General features: G+C 55.6%; 13 protein-coding genes and 1 pseudogene. 5 read left to right on the top strand and 9 right to left on the bottom strand.

Annotated elements, in window-relative coordinates; translation table 11 throughout:
- Positions 1 to 43 precede the first annotated feature (43 nt).
- From AC2TDA_RS16765 to AC2TDA_RS16745, 5 genes are all read right to left on the bottom strand, one after another.
- Positions 44 to 472 carry a dioxygenase family protein gene (locus AC2TDA_RS16765; protein ID WP_480879855.1) on the bottom strand — a complete coding sequence of 143 codons (429 nt, stop codon included), beginning with the start codon at positions 470 to 472 and terminating at the stop codon, positions 44 to 46.
- Between the two features lie 370 nt (positions 473 to 842).
- Positions 843 to 2369 carry a tripartite tricarboxylate transporter permease gene (locus tag AC2TDA_RS16760; RefSeq protein ID WP_480879854.1) on the bottom strand — a complete coding sequence of 509 codons (1527 nt, stop codon included), beginning with the start codon at positions 2367 to 2369 and terminating at the stop codon, positions 843 to 845.
- An 11-nt stretch (positions 2370 to 2380) separates the two neighbouring features.
- The gene (locus AC2TDA_RS16755) at positions 2381 to 2806 is read right to left on the bottom strand and encodes a tripartite tricarboxylate transporter TctB family protein (RefSeq protein WP_480879852.1); all 426 of its coding nucleotides are present in this window, start codon (positions 2804 to 2806) and stop codon (positions 2381 to 2383) included.
- Between the two features lie 52 nt (positions 2807 to 2858).
- A complete protein-coding gene (locus tag AC2TDA_RS16750; protein ID WP_480846992.1) occupies positions 2859 to 3806 on the bottom strand; it encodes a tripartite tricarboxylate transporter substrate binding protein in 948 nt (315 codons plus the stop codon).
- Positions 3807 to 3890: 84 nt separating this feature from the next.
- A complete protein-coding gene (locus AC2TDA_RS16745; protein WP_480879851.1) occupies positions 3891 to 4721 on the bottom strand; it encodes a universal stress protein in 831 nt (276 codons plus the stop codon).
- Positions 4722 to 5520: 799 nt separating this feature from the next.
- Here AC2TDA_RS16745 and AC2TDA_RS16740 point away from each other — a divergent pair.
- The 4 genes and pseudogenes from AC2TDA_RS16740 to AC2TDA_RS16725 form a co-directional block, all read left to right on the top strand.
- On the top strand, positions 5521 to 6270 hold the full coding sequence (locus tag AC2TDA_RS16740; protein WP_480879850.1) for a helix-turn-helix transcriptional regulator: 750 nt from the start codon (positions 5521 to 5523) through the stop codon (positions 6268 to 6270).
- Positions 6271 to 6396: 126 nt separating this feature from the next.
- The gene (locus AC2TDA_RS16735) at positions 6397 to 8013 is read left to right on the top strand and encodes an FAD-dependent monooxygenase (protein ID WP_480879849.1); all 1617 of its coding nucleotides are present in this window, start codon (positions 6397 to 6399) and stop codon (positions 8011 to 8013) included.
- A gap of 11 nt (positions 8014 to 8024) precedes the next feature.
- Positions 8025 to 8201, top strand: coding sequence for a hypothetical protein (locus tag AC2TDA_RS16730; RefSeq protein WP_480879848.1), 177 nt, complete (start codon positions 8025 to 8027; stop codon positions 8199 to 8201).
- Between the two features lie 140 nt (positions 8202 to 8341).
- Positions 8342 to 8686 (top strand): annotated as a pseudogene (locus tag AC2TDA_RS16725) (DDE-type integrase/transposase/recombinase); the annotation flags it as partial.
- 154 nt (positions 8687 to 8840) lie between these two features.
- On the opposite strand, the gene AC2TDA_RS16720 reads toward AC2TDA_RS16725, so the two are convergent.
- From AC2TDA_RS16720 to AC2TDA_RS16705, 4 genes are all read right to left on the bottom strand, one after another.
- The gene (locus AC2TDA_RS16720) at positions 8841 to 9872 is read right to left on the bottom strand and encodes a YeiH family protein (RefSeq protein WP_480879847.1); all 1032 of its coding nucleotides are present in this window, start codon (positions 9870 to 9872) and stop codon (positions 8841 to 8843) included.
- A 62-nt stretch (positions 9873 to 9934) separates the two neighbouring features.
- Positions 9935 to 10942, bottom strand: coding sequence for a phosphate acetyltransferase (gene pta / locus AC2TDA_RS16715; protein WP_480879846.1), 1008 nt, complete (start codon positions 10940 to 10942; stop codon positions 9935 to 9937).
- Between the two features lie 24 nt (positions 10943 to 10966).
- A complete protein-coding gene (gene xsc / locus AC2TDA_RS16710) occupies positions 10967 to 12742 on the bottom strand; it encodes a sulfoacetaldehyde acetyltransferase (RefSeq protein WP_480879845.1) in 1776 nt (591 codons plus the stop codon).
- Positions 12743 to 12780: 38 nt separating this feature from the next.
- Positions 12781 to 14397 (bottom strand): GMC family oxidoreductase, encoded by a 1617-nt coding sequence (locus AC2TDA_RS16705; RefSeq protein ID WP_480879844.1) that lies wholly within the window; start codon positions 14395 to 14397, stop codon positions 12781 to 12783.
- A gap of 417 nt (positions 14398 to 14814) precedes the next feature.
- On the opposite strand from AC2TDA_RS16705, the gene AC2TDA_RS16700 reads away from it, so the two are divergent.
- Positions 14815 to 16053, top strand: coding sequence for a TRAP transporter substrate-binding protein (locus tag AC2TDA_RS16700; RefSeq protein WP_480879843.1), 1239 nt, complete (start codon positions 14815 to 14817; stop codon positions 16051 to 16053).
- Positions 16054 to 16106 lie beyond the last annotated feature (53 nt).

Below are 16106 nucleotides of genomic sequence, written 5' to 3'. Positions count from 1 at the left end.
GCCCAAATGCGCGCTTGAAAGTCCGAGGACTTGCCCTTCTCAATCACGCGCAAACAAGTTGGCAATGCCTGCGAAACACGTAGCTTCCGAACTCATCCGTTATGTCATGGCCAAAGCCTTGGAAAGCCCGATCAAATGGCACGTTGCGGTTATCGCCGGGATGCAGATACTTGCCGTTCATGCCGCATTGCCAGATTTCGACGCGGCGCCCAACTTGCGGCCGCCTGTCGCGATCCACGATGATGCTACGCAGGGTGAAGATTTCGCCGCCAGCCTCCTCAACCAGCCCTGCGATTTTGACCAAGTCATTGTCGATATCAGGCATCCGCATAGAGGGCTTGGGATAGAACAGCCCTTCTGCAGCTCGTGGGGTCAGGACAGCAGCAATGGCGCTGGTCGCAAGGGCGCTACTTCCCACCAGCCCCGCAATTCCAGCGAACACGCTGCGGCGTGTTTTCTTTGGTGTCGTCAAAAATTGCTCCCTTTTTTCAAGAGAGGTCCGGACGCCCGACTTCTATGGCCAACGATTGTTTATCGTAGTCCAGTGTGTATCGGTCTCAATGCCTGCCGTTCTCGGTTCGCAATTTCTTGTGCACTATGCAAAGTTGATTACAAGGGGCTCTAACCGACCACGAATGCAGTGGCGCAATCACACGATCTCGCTCCCTCCAAGTGTCAGACCGGCCCATTGCGGAACCTGGTGCCCCAACGAAGCACTGCGGCGAACTTTATAGGACCAGCCTTTCGGTAAACTGGGCATTATATGACCGTCGCTTCAGGCCACAGAGTACAGTTTCAACAAGTTCTGCGGCATGTTCAACATTAACACCTATGACTTGATCTCAGTCCTCGATTGTAACTTGCGATGAGGTGGTGTTGTCTGGTCCGGCACGCCTAAGGAACCACCATATCGATATGATCGATACCAGTAGCAAGAGGAGCGCGATCGGATATTCGACGATCCGTGCCAAATCGCCGTTCATCAAAGCAAGGCTTTGCGACAGCGACATCTCGAAGCGCGGGCCCAGAAAGAAGGCGATGATAAAGATGACGACCGAGTAACCGAAGCTGCTCATCAGATAGCCGACACCGGCAAAGACCAGCATGACGATCACGCCGAATATTCCACCTGTCGCCAAGGAAACCCCGACGATGCAGAGCAACAAGGCCGAAGCGAAGATAATGGATTCTGGCGCCGAAACGACCTTCACCCAAAATCTTAACCCCACTTGACCAACCCAAAGATTCAGGAAATTCGCCATGATCATGGCACCAAACAACCCATAGATCAGGCGGCCCTGATCCTGGAACAGCAGCGGTCCCGGTTGAATTCCATGGATCATGAAAGCACTGATGATCAGGGCCGCGCCGACACTGCCGGGAATGCCAAGCGTCAGTAGGGGAATGAGGTTAGAACCCACAACCGCAGAGTTAGCGGATTCCGCTGCCGCGATGCCGTGGAGATTGCCTCTGCCGAACGAACTGGGATCTTTCGAAGCGCTTTTGGCAGAGGCATAGGACATGAACGCCGCCGCCGTTGATCCGATCCCGGGCAGCGCACCCAGAATGGTTCCGATCACCGCACCTCGGAGCATGGTGAACCGGCAGGCCCAGTATTCAGCCCAGCTGACGCGCCGGTCCTGGGGGTTTCCAGTGTCCTTGACCTCGACCGCAGATTTCACCTCGCCGGACATTTGTGCCAGACGGCGCAGGATTTCCGCGATGGCCAGCGTTCCTATGGCGACCGATGCCAAAGGCAGCCCGTCGTAGAATTCGAACATGCCGAAGATCAGACGGGGGGTGTAGTTTTCCGGGTCGGTTCCGACCGAGGCGCAAAGCAACCCCAGGGCCGCGGCGATAACCCCCTTGATCAAGGAATTGCCGATCAGCCCGGAAAGCACCGAAAACGCAAAGACCATCAGTGCGAAGACTTCGACAGGCCCCATGCGCAGAGCCAGGATTGCCAAGGGAGCCGAAACCGTAATCAGGACCAGGTCGCTGAAGGTGTCCCCGGTTACCGAAGAAAACAGCGCCATCTTTGTGGCTTTCAATGGTTTACCGTCCCGTGCGAGCGGGTAGCCGTCCATGGCCGTTGCGGCCGCGTCAGGAGTGCCGGGTGTATTCATGAGTACCGCTGGCACGGCACCGCCAACCAGCCCCCCCTTGTTTACGCCGACCAAAAAAGCGATGGCCGGCAGCGGATCGAGGCCGAAAGTAAACGGGATGGCGATTGCCATAGCCATCACCGGGCCGATTCCGGGAACGGCGCCAACGAATTGGCCGACGACGACGCCGAACAGCACAAATGCCAGGTTCCAGAGCGTAAAGGCGTCCGAAAAACCGGACAGAATTGTGGAAAGATCAACCATGTCCGCTCTCCTCAGGGCAAGGCTCGGTCGAGGACCTGCGCGACCAGAAACCAGATCGCCGCGGGCATTCCTACAATCCCGCCCATCAACCAGAAGGGACGCCGTTCACCGATCAGCAGCATGATGACCAGGGCAATTATGGGGGCGACATAGACGAATCCAAACCGGCCCATGAGAACGAGCCCGACCATGAGTAGGCCGAAGTAGATCCCCGCCCGGACGAATTCGCTGACCTCTTGCGTGTGGTGTTTCGTGGGGCGCAGCATCAGCAAGGCACCGCAGAGGCTTAGTACGATAGATATGGCATTGGGAATGGTGTCGGGGTGGACCCAGCCATCTTCCACCTGTTCGACGAAGGTCGGAATGATGAACAGATAGAGCGCCAGTCCGAACAGCAAAAAGAAAAGTCCGGACGCACGGTCTGCGTTGATCTTCATGATGGCCTCCTGAATTTCCCCCCGCCGAAACCTGTCCGGCGGGGGAAGTCGATTACTGCCCAAACAGGACTTTGACGTTCTCTACACCGTCGACCATCATCTTCTCGGTGCCCTCGGCGCCGAGGTTCAGGACTTCGGTTGTTGCGGCGTTGCGCACGATCTCGGCCACTTCATCCGTGGCCAGTGCGTTTTCAAGCGCCTTGGTCAGGGCAGCGACAGCGGCAGGATCGGTGCCTGCAGTTGTGGCAAAATAAAAGTAGGGGTCGAGATAGGCGTCGATCCCTGCTTCACGCACCGTCAGTACGTCCGGCGCATAGTCATGACGAGCGTCATTAGCGCTGGCGATCATCTTGAAGTCACCCGACTCGAGATATTTGATGTGGGTACCAGCCGAGAACCCCGCCATCACCTGGCCGCCAAGGATCAGCTTTTGGGTTTCCGCCTCACCCTTGGTCGACACAAAGCGGAAATCTGAGTCGGTCTCTCGGTTCACCACTTCCATTAGCAGCTTTTGTGGCGGGGCGCCGAAGCCGATGGCCAACCCGTCATTGGCTTTAGAATACTCGATCATACCGGCAAGGTCATCGAACGGCGCATCAGCCCGGGCGATCAGCGCCAATTGGGCTCGCGAAATAGTGCCGAGGTAATCGAAACTGTCGAGATCGAAACCAAGTTGGTCGCCGCGCTTTACGAGGTTGATCAGGATAGGCATGTTGACGCCCAGACCGATGACATTCCCCTTGGGCGGCATATTTGCGATGCCGGTGAACATGGCGACGCCACCGCCGCCTGTCTTGTTCTCGGCGATGATGTTCCAGCCGGTTTGTTCTTTCATTACCTTGGCGATGACACGGCCCATTGTGTCGGTCGATCCACCGGCGGCGAAACCGATCTGCAGGCGAAGTGTGCCATTTGGTTTCCAATCTTCGGCCATTGCGGCTCCGGCAAAGGCCATCAACGCGCCGGACACAAGCCCGGTGATTGTCCGTTTCAAGTTCATGGTTTCCTCCTTTTTAATCTGTCTTTGGATCTTGCGTGCAGGGCAGATGGTTGATGCCCCTCCGGATCATCCTGCCCGTCTGTGTCAGTGAGAGACAAAAACGGGTATTTCGGCCTCTCTGAGAATGTGCTTCGTGACTCCGCCGAACAGGTCTTCGGATAGTTTCGAGTGTCCGTAGGCGCCCATGACCAAGAGGCCCGTTTTCCGTTCCATGCAGAAGTCGAGGATCGTTCGGGCGGTTCCGCCAGGTCCTTTCGGCACCACGACGTGTTTTGCCTCGACCCCATGGCGTGCCAGCAGGGTTGGCAGATTGATGCCCTTGGTTTCCTGTCGGGCGCCTATGTCCCCCACCGTGACGATTGTGACCATCTGCTTGGTTTCCAGGATGTTCATGGCGTCGAACAGGGCCCGGGACGCATTGCGCTTGCCGTCCCAGGCGATCACCGCGCTTTCGTTGATTTCGGTCGGGCGAAAATATTTGGGCGCAACCAGGATCGGACGGCCGCTTGCATGGGCAATCCGATCTGGGTGCAGAGCGTATTCATCGGCTGCCGGCAGGTTTTCATATTGTCCCAGAACCGTGACATCAAACATCCGAGTGTAATAGGAAATAGTCCGGTCCGGATCGGCGTGAACATCGATCCAGTGTTGTTTGTCGGAATCGACTTTGCCATCGAGGTAACCGCGAAACCTGCCTTCGAGTTCCGCCACCCGACCCGCAATGATGTCATCCAGAGAGGCAGAAACTTGCCGCGCCAGCCACGGAGGGAAATTCTGCACGGCGTTTGACACGCCATGCGCGACGATGCCAGTCAGATGGGCATCGTATTTTCGCGACATCTGTACGCCCAGATGCAAGGCGGTGTCCGACGCCTCGCCACCGTTATAGGCGACCAGCAGATTTTTCAGTGCCATGCCTTGTCTCCCAATTCGTCGCCATCCGCAACTAGGATTGGTTGGCAAACAAGTTAACGTGTGAATGGCTTCATGGCTGTCCACTGAAACATATGACAAGAAGGCTTCTATTTCGGCTGCCGCATGTCCTTCACACGGTGACTGGTGCCTTTTTCCGTCAGCTTGGCTGGGACATCGTTTTCATCCCAATCTCCGATCATCACGCCGATGCCCCATTTCGAAATTGATAAGCTTCCATCGGCATGTCGCAACCATGAACACCACGGCCTCCCGCGGGCTGGGCCCAATAAGGACGCCCTCGTTGTTGGTTGTGAAATCGACCCCGCAAAACACCGCCCCACGATCCGTATCTGACTTTTTGCCATACAGAACCAGCAGCAGGGATTCTCCTTCGAGGATGTGACTTGCCGCCTGCTAATTCCGGGAATGTCGGCGCCAAATCGAAGCTTTGCGCCAAAGCGTTACCGACTGTGCCGCGGCCACGGCCTTGGTCGAAGGGCCAAACGGGTTTTGTTCCACGAAGGTTTCGTCACAGGGCGACCCTGGGAAAAGGCGTTGACGTTATGTACAGAAAGGTCGGCCTTGTATTCCATCTGCGTTGCTTCACTGATAGTTTTCAGGCGCTCCTTGAGTGTTGGTGTCGTTTCGCCATATTCAGGGAACCGGTCGAAATCTGCCCGTGACGATAGGCATCAAGCTTGGAGAATTATGTCCCGTGTTGCAGGGGACAGGTCCGACAGCTTGGTCTCCGTTAAGTCCCCAAGTTGCCAACGCCACGAAATCTACTCATCATGAGATCATGACACTTGAAAATTTCTTCAGCGGTAAAGGGGCTCCGAAGTTCCTGAAAATATTGTCGTCTTGTTTGGCGTCTGTCGGCTCTGCGGACTTCAATGTACATTTTCTGGACATGATCGAATATGTCATCAAGGCCGATCAATGCATGATCTTCTCGTACAAGCACGACCGTCCGCACTGCTATCTTTCGTTTAATGAACGGCAGAAGCAGACTGCAAAGAACATGGCGCACAAATACCTTCGAGACGGGTATCTGCGCGACCCATTGCGCACAGATATCGAGGCGACAAAACAAGACGGAGAGATGCGTATTTTCACTCTGAGAGAGCTTTCCGATCGGATGCCGCCAGATTATAGGCAGGAGTTTTTTGAGAAGACAGGAATTGTCGACAAGATCACGGTGCTTGCGCGGAGCGACGACGAGGTGGTTGGTATGAACTTCTACCGTTTTCAAGAAAACGGGCCGTTCATCATCAGCGAAGATGAACTCCGCCGCGATTTCTGGACCCTCGTGTCGAAAATCGTATTGCTGCACTATTCCGGAAACCAGCCTGCACAGCTGCAAAGCCCGCTCAATTCACTGTCAGGCCGCGAAAAGGAGATTTGTGAGGCCATCCTGAGAGGCCTGACAACAGACGCCATCGCCTGGGAACTTGATGTGGCCGCCAGTACTGTCAATACCTACCGAAAACGGGCCTATGAAAAACTGGGCATCAATTCGAAGTCCGCTCTCTTTGCCTTGTGCGCGTGAGGTTGTTGACAGCAGTACAATGGTCACCAGTTCATTCTGCCTTGTCCCTTAACCCAGAGGACAGACAAGAGCGCCGCTGCAATGAAAGACTGCGCAGGAACGCGCAGTATTCAAAAGGTGGACGGCATGAGACCCGCAGGAAAAGGTCAACTGGACTCGCTGTACTTCACATATCCGCACTTTGATGCCCCGAAAGGTGCTGAACGGCGAGGACTTTCAAGTCGGGTAAAAGTCGCCATCGTCGGTGCCGGACCGGTGGGCATGACCGCGGCGCTGGCATTGGCAAAAGAAGGCATTCCGTCAGTATTGCTCGACAACAAGCCGACGTTCAATGATGGCAGCCGCGCGATCTGCATCGAGCGTCAGAGCTACTACATGCTGGAAAGCATTGATGCACTGGACCCGTTTCTGGAGAAGTCGCTGGGATGGACGACAGGCCGGTCATTCTATCGCAATCAGCAAATCCTCGAGTTCGAGATGCCGGATGGGGAGAACGAAAAATACCGTCCGATGTACAATATCCAGCAGCAATATATCGAAGAATATCTTCATGATGCCGTTGCCCGGAACGATCTGATCGACATGCGTTGGCAAAGCGAGGTCGTCGCAATCGAAGACCTAGAAGACGGTGTGGAACTGACCGTCCGGGACAGCGAGGACGTCTATGACCTTTGCGCCGATTGGGTGCTGGCTTGCGATGGGGGAAAAAGCCCGATCCGCAAAATGCGCGGGTTGCGGCTCAAGGGTGAGAATTATGAAGGCCGTTATGTCATTGCAGACGTGCAGCTGGATCATGATTATCCCACGATCCGACGGGCTCTGTTCGACCCGGCCTGCCGTCGCGGCGGTACGGTTCTAATCCACCGGCAGCCCGACAATATCTGGAGAATCGACTACCAACTATTCGAAGACGAGGCGACGGAAGAAGCCATACAGGAAGACCAGATCAGAGCTAGTGTGCAAGGTGTGTTGCATGAAATTGGTTATGAAGGTCCGTGGAACCTGGAATGGTGGAGCGTTTACACCGCCAACACGCTGGCCTTGGATGACTACCGCGACGGCCGGGTGTTCTTTGTGGGCGACAGCGCCCATGTCGTACCGATTTTCGGCGTGCGCGGTTTGAACAACGGCTTCGCCGATGCGATCAATATCGGTTGGAAACTGGGCTGGGTTCTGAACGGAAAGGCTGGACCGGCTTTGCTGGACAGCTACACGCCCGAGCGGCGCGGCGCGACGATGGACGTGTTTGCGAAGGCCTCCAAAAGCGCACGTTTTATGACACCGCCGACACATGGGTGGGAAGTGATGCGTAATGCCGCTTTGTCGCTGGCAATGGACCACGAATTCGCAGGGCAACTGGCCAATCCACGCCAGATGCGCCCCTATATCTATGCTGACAGCCCGGTTGTGACACCGTGTGCCGATGTGTTTACGGCGGGCCCCGAGGTTGGAAAGGTTCTGTCTGAGGTCAAGCTGGATCAAGGCTATTTGTCCGACCAGTTGGTCCATGGTTTTACGGTTTTGTGTTTTGATCACGCACTTGCTGATGCCATCAAATCTGCGGCTTCATGTGAACCCTTAAGCATCCTTGTGCAGCCGTTAGAAGGTCCAGTCGCGGAGTTCTATGGCGCGACAAAAGACACGGTATATCTTATCCGGCCCGACCGGCATGTCGCCGCTCGCTGGAATACCGCCACGCCGGCCGGTGTGCTGACGGCCTACAAAACTGCGGTTTGCAAGTGAGGAAAAATCTGATGTCGCAAGTCAACATCGAAACAATCTATGAGGCAATTGCCAAATCCATTGATCTGGTCGGCCCGCAGCAATCCGAGCAATTTCTCGCCAGACTTGCCCTGCTTCTAAGCCACGAAATCGACAGTACGGTAAAGGTCCTGTCGCTGGTGCAGCAAGCGGCCTTGTTTCAGGAGTAAGACGGGCCATCAATCCCAACAAATTTCTTGGGCATCAATCCGGTTTTTTCTGGGGTTGTCGGGCGTTTCTTTCTTGTTCGAATGACTGCATTCGTGATTGCCAACTTGTCTGCGCGTTCTGGAATGGTAAAGCGTCGTGCATGAAGATACTGCCCAATGTGCTGCGCCTGAATGGGTTTCGTTTCCCGCGCGAGGTCGCCAATGCCGTCTGGGCCTATCATCGCTTTTCGCTCACCACAGCCGATATTGAAGATCTTCTTGCTGAGCGCGGAGTTGCGGTCAGCCGGGAAACTGTCCGGCAATGGAATAACCGCTTTGGTGATCACGTCGCCAATTGCATCAGGCGAGACCTGCCCAAAGCGGCCGACCAACGGCATTTGGATGAAGTGGTCATCCCGATCAACGGCCGAAAATGCTGGCTCTGGCGGGCAGTGGATGCGAACGGGGATGCCCTTGATATTCTCGTCCAATCGCTGCGGCCCGCCGCTATCAACTCTTCGCCATCTCATTCCGTCACGCCAGGACCGGTACTTTCAACCTTTGGGACGGCTAGGCTTTCGAAATGACCGCCTGACGAACACAAATCAGGCCGCATTCAGGCGCGGGAATACAAGTTGGCCATGCCGTTGGCGCTGCGGATCAAGTCAGGAAGCCTATACCGACGAGGATAACTCCTGCTATGAAAAGAGTTTCTACGACAATAAGTGCGATGGCGGCGGCTCCGACCGACAAAACTTGTTTCAGATTTGTCTTCATGCCAACTGCCGCGATGGCAATCAGCAACAACCAGCGTGAGGTTTGGCTCAGAAATTCTGCAATTAGAGTTGGGATTAGCCCGAACGAACTGACAATTGCCAAGATCAGAAATCCGACGACAAAACCAGGCAGGATAGGAGGGCGTTTTCCACCACTGTCAATTTCGGAAAAGTTGCGAATAATCAAAGAGGCAACAAGAACCACTGGGGCCAGCATCGCCACGCGAAACAGTTTCACCAGCGTTGCAGTGTCGCCGGTCTGTTCCGAAATCGAAAAACCTGCACCAACGACTTGTGCAACATCGTGGATAGTTCCGCCCAAAAATATGCCGCCGGCAATTTCATTCATCCCGAATGCACGCACCAGAATGGGATACGCAATCATGGCGATGGTCGACAGGACTGTGACACCCAATACAGTAAAAATCAGTCTCTCTTCCGAGCGTTCGTCCTTAGGCAGAATGGCGCTGATCGCCATGGCCGCCGATGCTCCGCAGATCGCAACCGAACCGGCGGTCAGAAATGCAAACCGCCACTTGTGGCCAAAGAAGCGAGCAATAAGCAGGCCGAAAACAATAGTTGCCAGAACACCACCAATCACCAGCGCGATAAGATTCCAGCTGAGCCCGAGCATCAGCGTCATCGACACCCGGACTCCCAGCAAGGCTACCCCTACCCGGAGAAGGGTTTTCGCGGCAAAGTCGATGCCTTCGACGGTCTTACCTTCGTCACCCAGAAAATTCACCGCAATACCTAACAGCAGCGCCAGCAGCATTGCCGGGGTCGCGTAGTGCTCAGACAGGAACTTGGCAGTTACCGCAACAGTGATCGCCACCATCACGCCGGGAAAAAGAATGCGGGCGTGCCGACTATAACGTTGGCGCAAAGTTGACATCACTTCGTCTGCGGCAATCATCTTCATTTGTCCTTTGTCGGAAGAGAGCTGGGATACACGCCACGCGAGGGCCGGCAAGAATGTTAGGTGACGAGCGATTGCAATACGGTGACGGCGATGATTTGTGTCACATCATCCGAACTACACCCACGTGATAGGTCGTTGGCAGGCTTGGCCAGCCCCTGCATCACCGGACCAATCGCCGCATAGCCTCCTAAACGCTGAGCCATTTTGTATCCGATGTTCCCTGCATCCAGGTTCGGAAAGATCATTACGTTTGCCTGGCCCGCAACTGTCGAGCCGGGTGACTTTCGTTCACTGATCGACGGGTCGAATGCAGCATCGAATTGCAGTTCACCATCCACATTCAGCTCCGGATGGTTCGCGTGCAGCATTTTTGTCGCGTCTTGCACTTTATCGACGGCGGGATGCTTCGCGCTGCCTTTTGTCGAAAAACTCAGCATCGCGATTTTCGGTTCTTCCTGTAGCAGCGCCCGTGCAGAGCCTGCCGATGCGACTGCAATATTCACTAATTCTTCTGAGGTGGGATCAATCACGAGACCGCAATCGGAATACAACATGGCTCGTGCGCCCGGCTGCGTATCCTCGGGTGGGTACATAAGAAAGAACGACGAGACCATTCCCGCGTCCGGCTTCACCCCAACGACCTGGATCGCGGTGCGCACCACGTCGCCTGTTGTGTGAACTGCACCGCCAACCGTTCCCGTGGCGTACCCTATGCGAACCAGCATCGCCGCATAAACCAGCGGTGTTTCTACGGCCTTTCGCGCAGCAGCCTCATCTATGCCTTTGTGTTTGCGCAGTTCGTAGTATTCGCGGGCAAACTCCGGGGTCAGTTCGGATGTAGAGGGGTCGTGAATTGACACCCCTTTTCCAATCCTGGCCGAACCTGATTTCAACTCCGCTTCAACTTCGGCCTGAGGGCCGACCAGAATGATATCAGCCAACCCCGCCGCCTGTGCGGCCAGCGCCCCTTTTACGATACGGGGATCGCTGCCTTCGCTCAGAGCGACAACAGGATGGGTCGCCGGGGCGCAATCGCGCAACAGTTCAATCGGTGTTTTGGTCATGTGTCCCGGTCTTTATCCTTATACTTACACTTGCGACAGTGCCATGTCTGCAGCGTCGATGCCTGCCACGCGAACCGGCTTTTTCATTGCGTCGCGACGGAATGGATCGCCCAGTTCCTGGTTGATCAATGCCTCGATCAGGGTGGTTATGCCATTCTCCTGATCGATGATCGCCTGGTTCAGCGCTGCGGTCAGCTCGTCCATCGTACGAGCCTGAACGCCCTTCAGTCCACAGGCGTTGGCGATACCGGCATACGAAACCTGCTGATCCAGTTCGGTGCCCACGAAGTTGTCGTCGAACCACAGGGTTGAGTTGCGCTTTTCCGCGCCCCACTGGTAGTTGCGGAAGACGATCTGGGTAATCGCGGGCCATTCCTCGCGGCCGATTGCAGTCAACTCATTCACCGAGATGCCAAAGGCACCGTCGCCAGCAAAGCCCACAACCGGAATATCCGGACACCCAATTTTGGCGCCAATGATCGAGGGCAGGCCGTACCCGCAGGGACCAAAGAGGCCCGGCGCCAGGTATTTGCGGCCTTCATCAAAGCTGGGATAGGCGTTGCCGATGGCGCAGTTGTTGCCGATGTCGGACGATATAATCGCCTCGCGCGGTAGTGCCTGCTGGATCGCGCGCCAAGCCATGCGCGGGCTCATCCAATCTGGTTTGGCTGCACGGGCACGCTCGTTCCAGGTGGTGCCCGGATCATCGTTCTCATGCGTCAATGAGCTCAGCTCTTGCGCCCAGGCCGATTTGGTCTGCGCGATATGGGCTTTGCGTGCATCCCGGCCTGCGTCACCGGCGTCATCCGCCAATTGACCCAAAATTCCGTTTGCCACATTGGCCGCGTCGCCGACAATACCAACAGTAACGTCTTTGGTCAGGCCGATCCGGTCCGGATTGATATCCACCTGGATGATCTTGGCTTCGGTCGGCCAGTAATCAATGCCATAGCCAGGCAAGGTCGAGAACGGATTCAGGCGGGTGCCGAGACACAGAACCACATCCGCTTCAGAGATCAGCTCCATGCCCGCCTTCGAGCCGTTATAGCCCAGCGGACCAGCAAATAGTGGGTGGTTGCCCGGGAAGGCATCGTTGTGCTGGTATCCAACACAAACCGGTGCATCCAGACGCTCGGCCAACGCTTGTGACGCAGCAATCCCGCCTTTCGACAGAACAACGCCCGCGCCGTTCAAAATTACCGGCTTCTTCGCCTTCGACAGAAGTGCTGCCGCGTCCGCAACGGCTTTCGTGCCACCCGAGGGACGTTCGAAATCAACGATCTTTGGCAATTCGATGTCGACAACCTGGGTCCACATGTCGCGCGGAATGTTCATCTGCGCAGGGGCCGATGCCCGCTTGGCCTGCATGATCACACGGTTCAGAACCTCGGCCACGCGGGTCGGGTCACGCAGTTCCTCCTGATAGGCAACGCAGTCTGCAAACATGCGCATCTGTTCCATTTCCTGGAAACCGCCCTGACCAATAGTCTTGTTCGCGGCCTGCGGTGTTATGAGCAACAGCGGCGTGTGGTTCCAGTAGGCCGTCTTAACAGCCGTCACAAAGTTGGTGATGCCGGGGCCGTTCTGGGCAATCATGATCGACATCTCGCCAGTTGCCCGGGTATAGCCATCGGCAATCATCCCGCCAGTGCACTCATGCGCGCAGTCCCAGAACGTGATTCCGGCTGCAGGAAAAATATCCGAAATTGGCATCATTGCCGAGCCAATGATCCCAAATGCATGCTTGATGCCATGCATCTGCAGCGTCTTAACAAAAGCTTCTTCGGTCGTCATCTGCATGTGTTTGTCTCCTGGACAGGGTAAAATGGGGGGTGGCTTTAAGCGGTCATGTTGCGATCTTCTAAGATCAGATCGCTGCATTTTTCTCCGATCATGATGGCGGGTGCATTTGTATTGCCGCTGACGATGTCCGGCATGATCGATGCGTCTGCGACGCGCAGACCTTGTACACCGCGCACTCGAAGACGCGGGTCGACGACCGCCAAGTCATCGACACCCATTTTGCAGGTAGATGTTGGGTGATAGATCGTCTGGGCCATATTGCGCGCGGCTTCGAGGTAATCATCGTCCGTTTCAATTGTGCCGGACGGTTCGTGTTCACGTACGACGAAGGGCGACAGTGCCTTGGTCTTGGTCATGGCCCGTGCGAATTTCACGGCCCGAACAGCACAAAGCTGATCCGCGGTGGCCGACAGATAGTTTGGCACAATCTTGGGATAGACATGCGCATCTGGTGCCGCAATGTGAATGTGCCCGCGGCTTTCGGGGCGCAGTTGACATACCGAGGACGTAAAGCCTGAGAACGGATGCATTTCGATCCCGGGTTTGTCAGCCGAAAGCGGTTGGAAATGGAACTGGATATCAGGAGTTTCCAACCCCTCCATAGACTTGGCAAAAATGGCAACCTGAGAGGCACCCAGGCTCATCGGGCCTGTGCGACGCAAAGCGTATTCGATACCTATGCCCGCGCGATGAAAGATATTATTGATCGCATCGTTCAGTGTTGGGACGTTGACCTCATAAACAAGGCGGATTTGAAGGTGATCCTGAAGATGCTCGCCCACACCCGGTAATTCGTGTCGGACTTCGACGCCGGCGGCTTTCAGGATGTCAGGGTCACCAATGCCCGAAACTTCGAGCAATTGCGGCGAGCCAATCGCCCCGGCGGACAGGATGACCTCACCGCCAGGCTTTAGCATCGCTTTTTGCGGCGAGCCTTTGCGGTCATATGCGACCCCGGTCACCTGTTTAGGCGCATCGGCGGCGAATATCAGACCTTTGGTATGAGCATGGGTGACGATTTCCAGATTGTTGCGCTTGCCCTTTATCGGCGACAGGAATGCCTTGGCGGACGAACAACGGAACCCTTTGCGGGCAGTCTGGTGAAAGTAGCCGACACCTTCCTGTTTTTCGCCATTATAGTCATCTGTCCGGGGCACGCCCATCTCGACGGCGGCGTCAATGAACGCTTCGGATATTTTCGACTTGGCGCGGATCAGAGATACCGCCAGTTCGCCATCCTTACCGTGCAACTCGGAATCTGCATCCTCGTGGTTTTCCGAACGTTTGAACAACGGCAACACGTCATCCCATGCCCAGCCGGTGTTCCCCAATTGAGCCCAGCGATCATAGTCTTCTCTCTGGCCACGCACGTAGAGCAACCCGTTGATTGAACTTGATCCGCCCAGAGTTTTTCCGCGCGGCCAATCCAGCGAACGGTCATTCAGCCCAGGATCGGGCTCGGTCTTGTAACACCAGTCCGTATTCGGGTTGTGCAGTGTTTTGAAATACCCAACAGGAATGTGAATCCACGGATTTGAATCCTTTCCACCAGCTTCCAGCAAAAGGACATTGATACTCGGGTCAGCAGACAGACGGTTGGCGATGACGCAGCCTGCGGAACCCGCTCCGACGATTATGTAATCAAAGTTCATTTCTACCCCAAGTTATGTCTGGCTGGCGCCACGTGTGAAAGATGTGCCCGCGTCATGGCTGTGGCCAAACCCGCCTGCGCACCTGGGTGCAAATCCGTGCATTTTAGGAATCTTGCCGGTAGCGAATTTCCCTCTGGCACCATGCGAGAGGGTCTTTGTTTGGACCTGCAGCATGGCCCTAGACCGGTTTCGGAGAGATGGCGCTGGTCAACTAAGGGATCACGAATCAACTCGGGGTGACGGCTGTGCGGACCGGCCATCAGACATCCAAAAGAACGTGGTCGGACAATGGCGAAAATTACTTCCATAATGGTCTCCTCCCAAAGTTGCTGAAAAAAGGTCTATACAAATTGCTGCAATTATTCTAGTCTTTTTTGATACGAAACGTCTCATTTTTTGCGAACAGGGAGGTAAGCAATGGAGATCGGCAAAAAACTAACGGGTATTTCACGGCGGGATTTTTTCCGCGTGGCAGGCCGGTATGGTATGAGTTCCACGCTACTGGCTGCAGGAGGCTTCGGGGGCGCAATGAGCCTTGCGAATCTAGCGCAAGCCGCTGAATCGACATATGAAAAGCGGTTCTCAAAAGAACCCAAGCATACGCTGAAATTCGGCGCTTCGGGGTTCAACACCCGCAACCTGTTGATCGAACGCGCAGGTGCGATCGAGTTTGCGCGCGACTTGGAAGAACGGACCGACGGTGAGATTCGCATCGAGTTCATCGGCGACAACCAGATCTGTGGTCAGTTGAGCTGTGTCGAGAAAACCCAGCAGGGGATCGTCGACATCTATGCGGCTTCGACCCAGAACTCGGCGGGTGGCGCGCCATATCTGAACGTGTTGGACTATGCCTACATGTTCCCCAGCCGCGCGGCGCAGTATCATTTCTTTTATAGTCCCGCGAGCCAGCGCATTCTGCGCGAACCGCTGGAAAAACGGCACGGGCTGAAGTTCCTTTTCACCCATTGCGAACTGCGTGGTCTGCAAATGGGGTCTACCTTTGCCGACAAACCAACCGTCACCAAACTGGAAGAGTTGTTCGGTACTAAGAACCGCGTAACGGGCACACAGTTAGGCCGGATCGCCATGCAACTGCTGAACCTGAACCCGGTACCGGTGGCATGGGAAGAAACGTTGGACGCCCTGAAAACAGGTCTGATCGACGGGGCGGAAACCTGGGCGTCAGCCGTCGCCTACGCCAATATGTCACCAGTCGTATCCCAATCGGTGAACCTAAAGTTCTTCTGCGGAACCGAGCACACCTCAATGTCCGCCAAGGTCTTTGATGGGCTGAGTGGCGAATTGCAAGACGCCGTCATGGAATCGTCTTACTTCACACAGGCGCTTATCCAGGGTGCAAACGAAGCGGCGCTTTTGAACACGGTTGGCTTCTCGGATCCGCAATTGCCCAACACGATCTTCGCTGAAAACGGCGTGCGCCCGGCCTTCCTGGCGGACGATCAGATTAAACTGGCCGAAGAGATGTGCGCCCCCAACTACAACCCCGAACCTTGGGCACAATGGCGCGAGCGGTTGAACAAGTGGTCTGGCGGCATCGACACCTATCAGGAAATTTACGACGTCGCGCGCGAGATTCCAGCAGACACTCTTCCAGAAAATGTCGAACCACGCCGCTGGTGGAGGGGTGAGGCCTGATACAACTTTGAGACCCAGCTCCAATGGGGCTGGGTCAATCAAACACCAACAGG

The organism is Ruegeria sp. HKCCD6426, from assembly GCF_057221115.1.
This window is presented reverse-complemented; position numbering and strand designations above follow the sequence as displayed.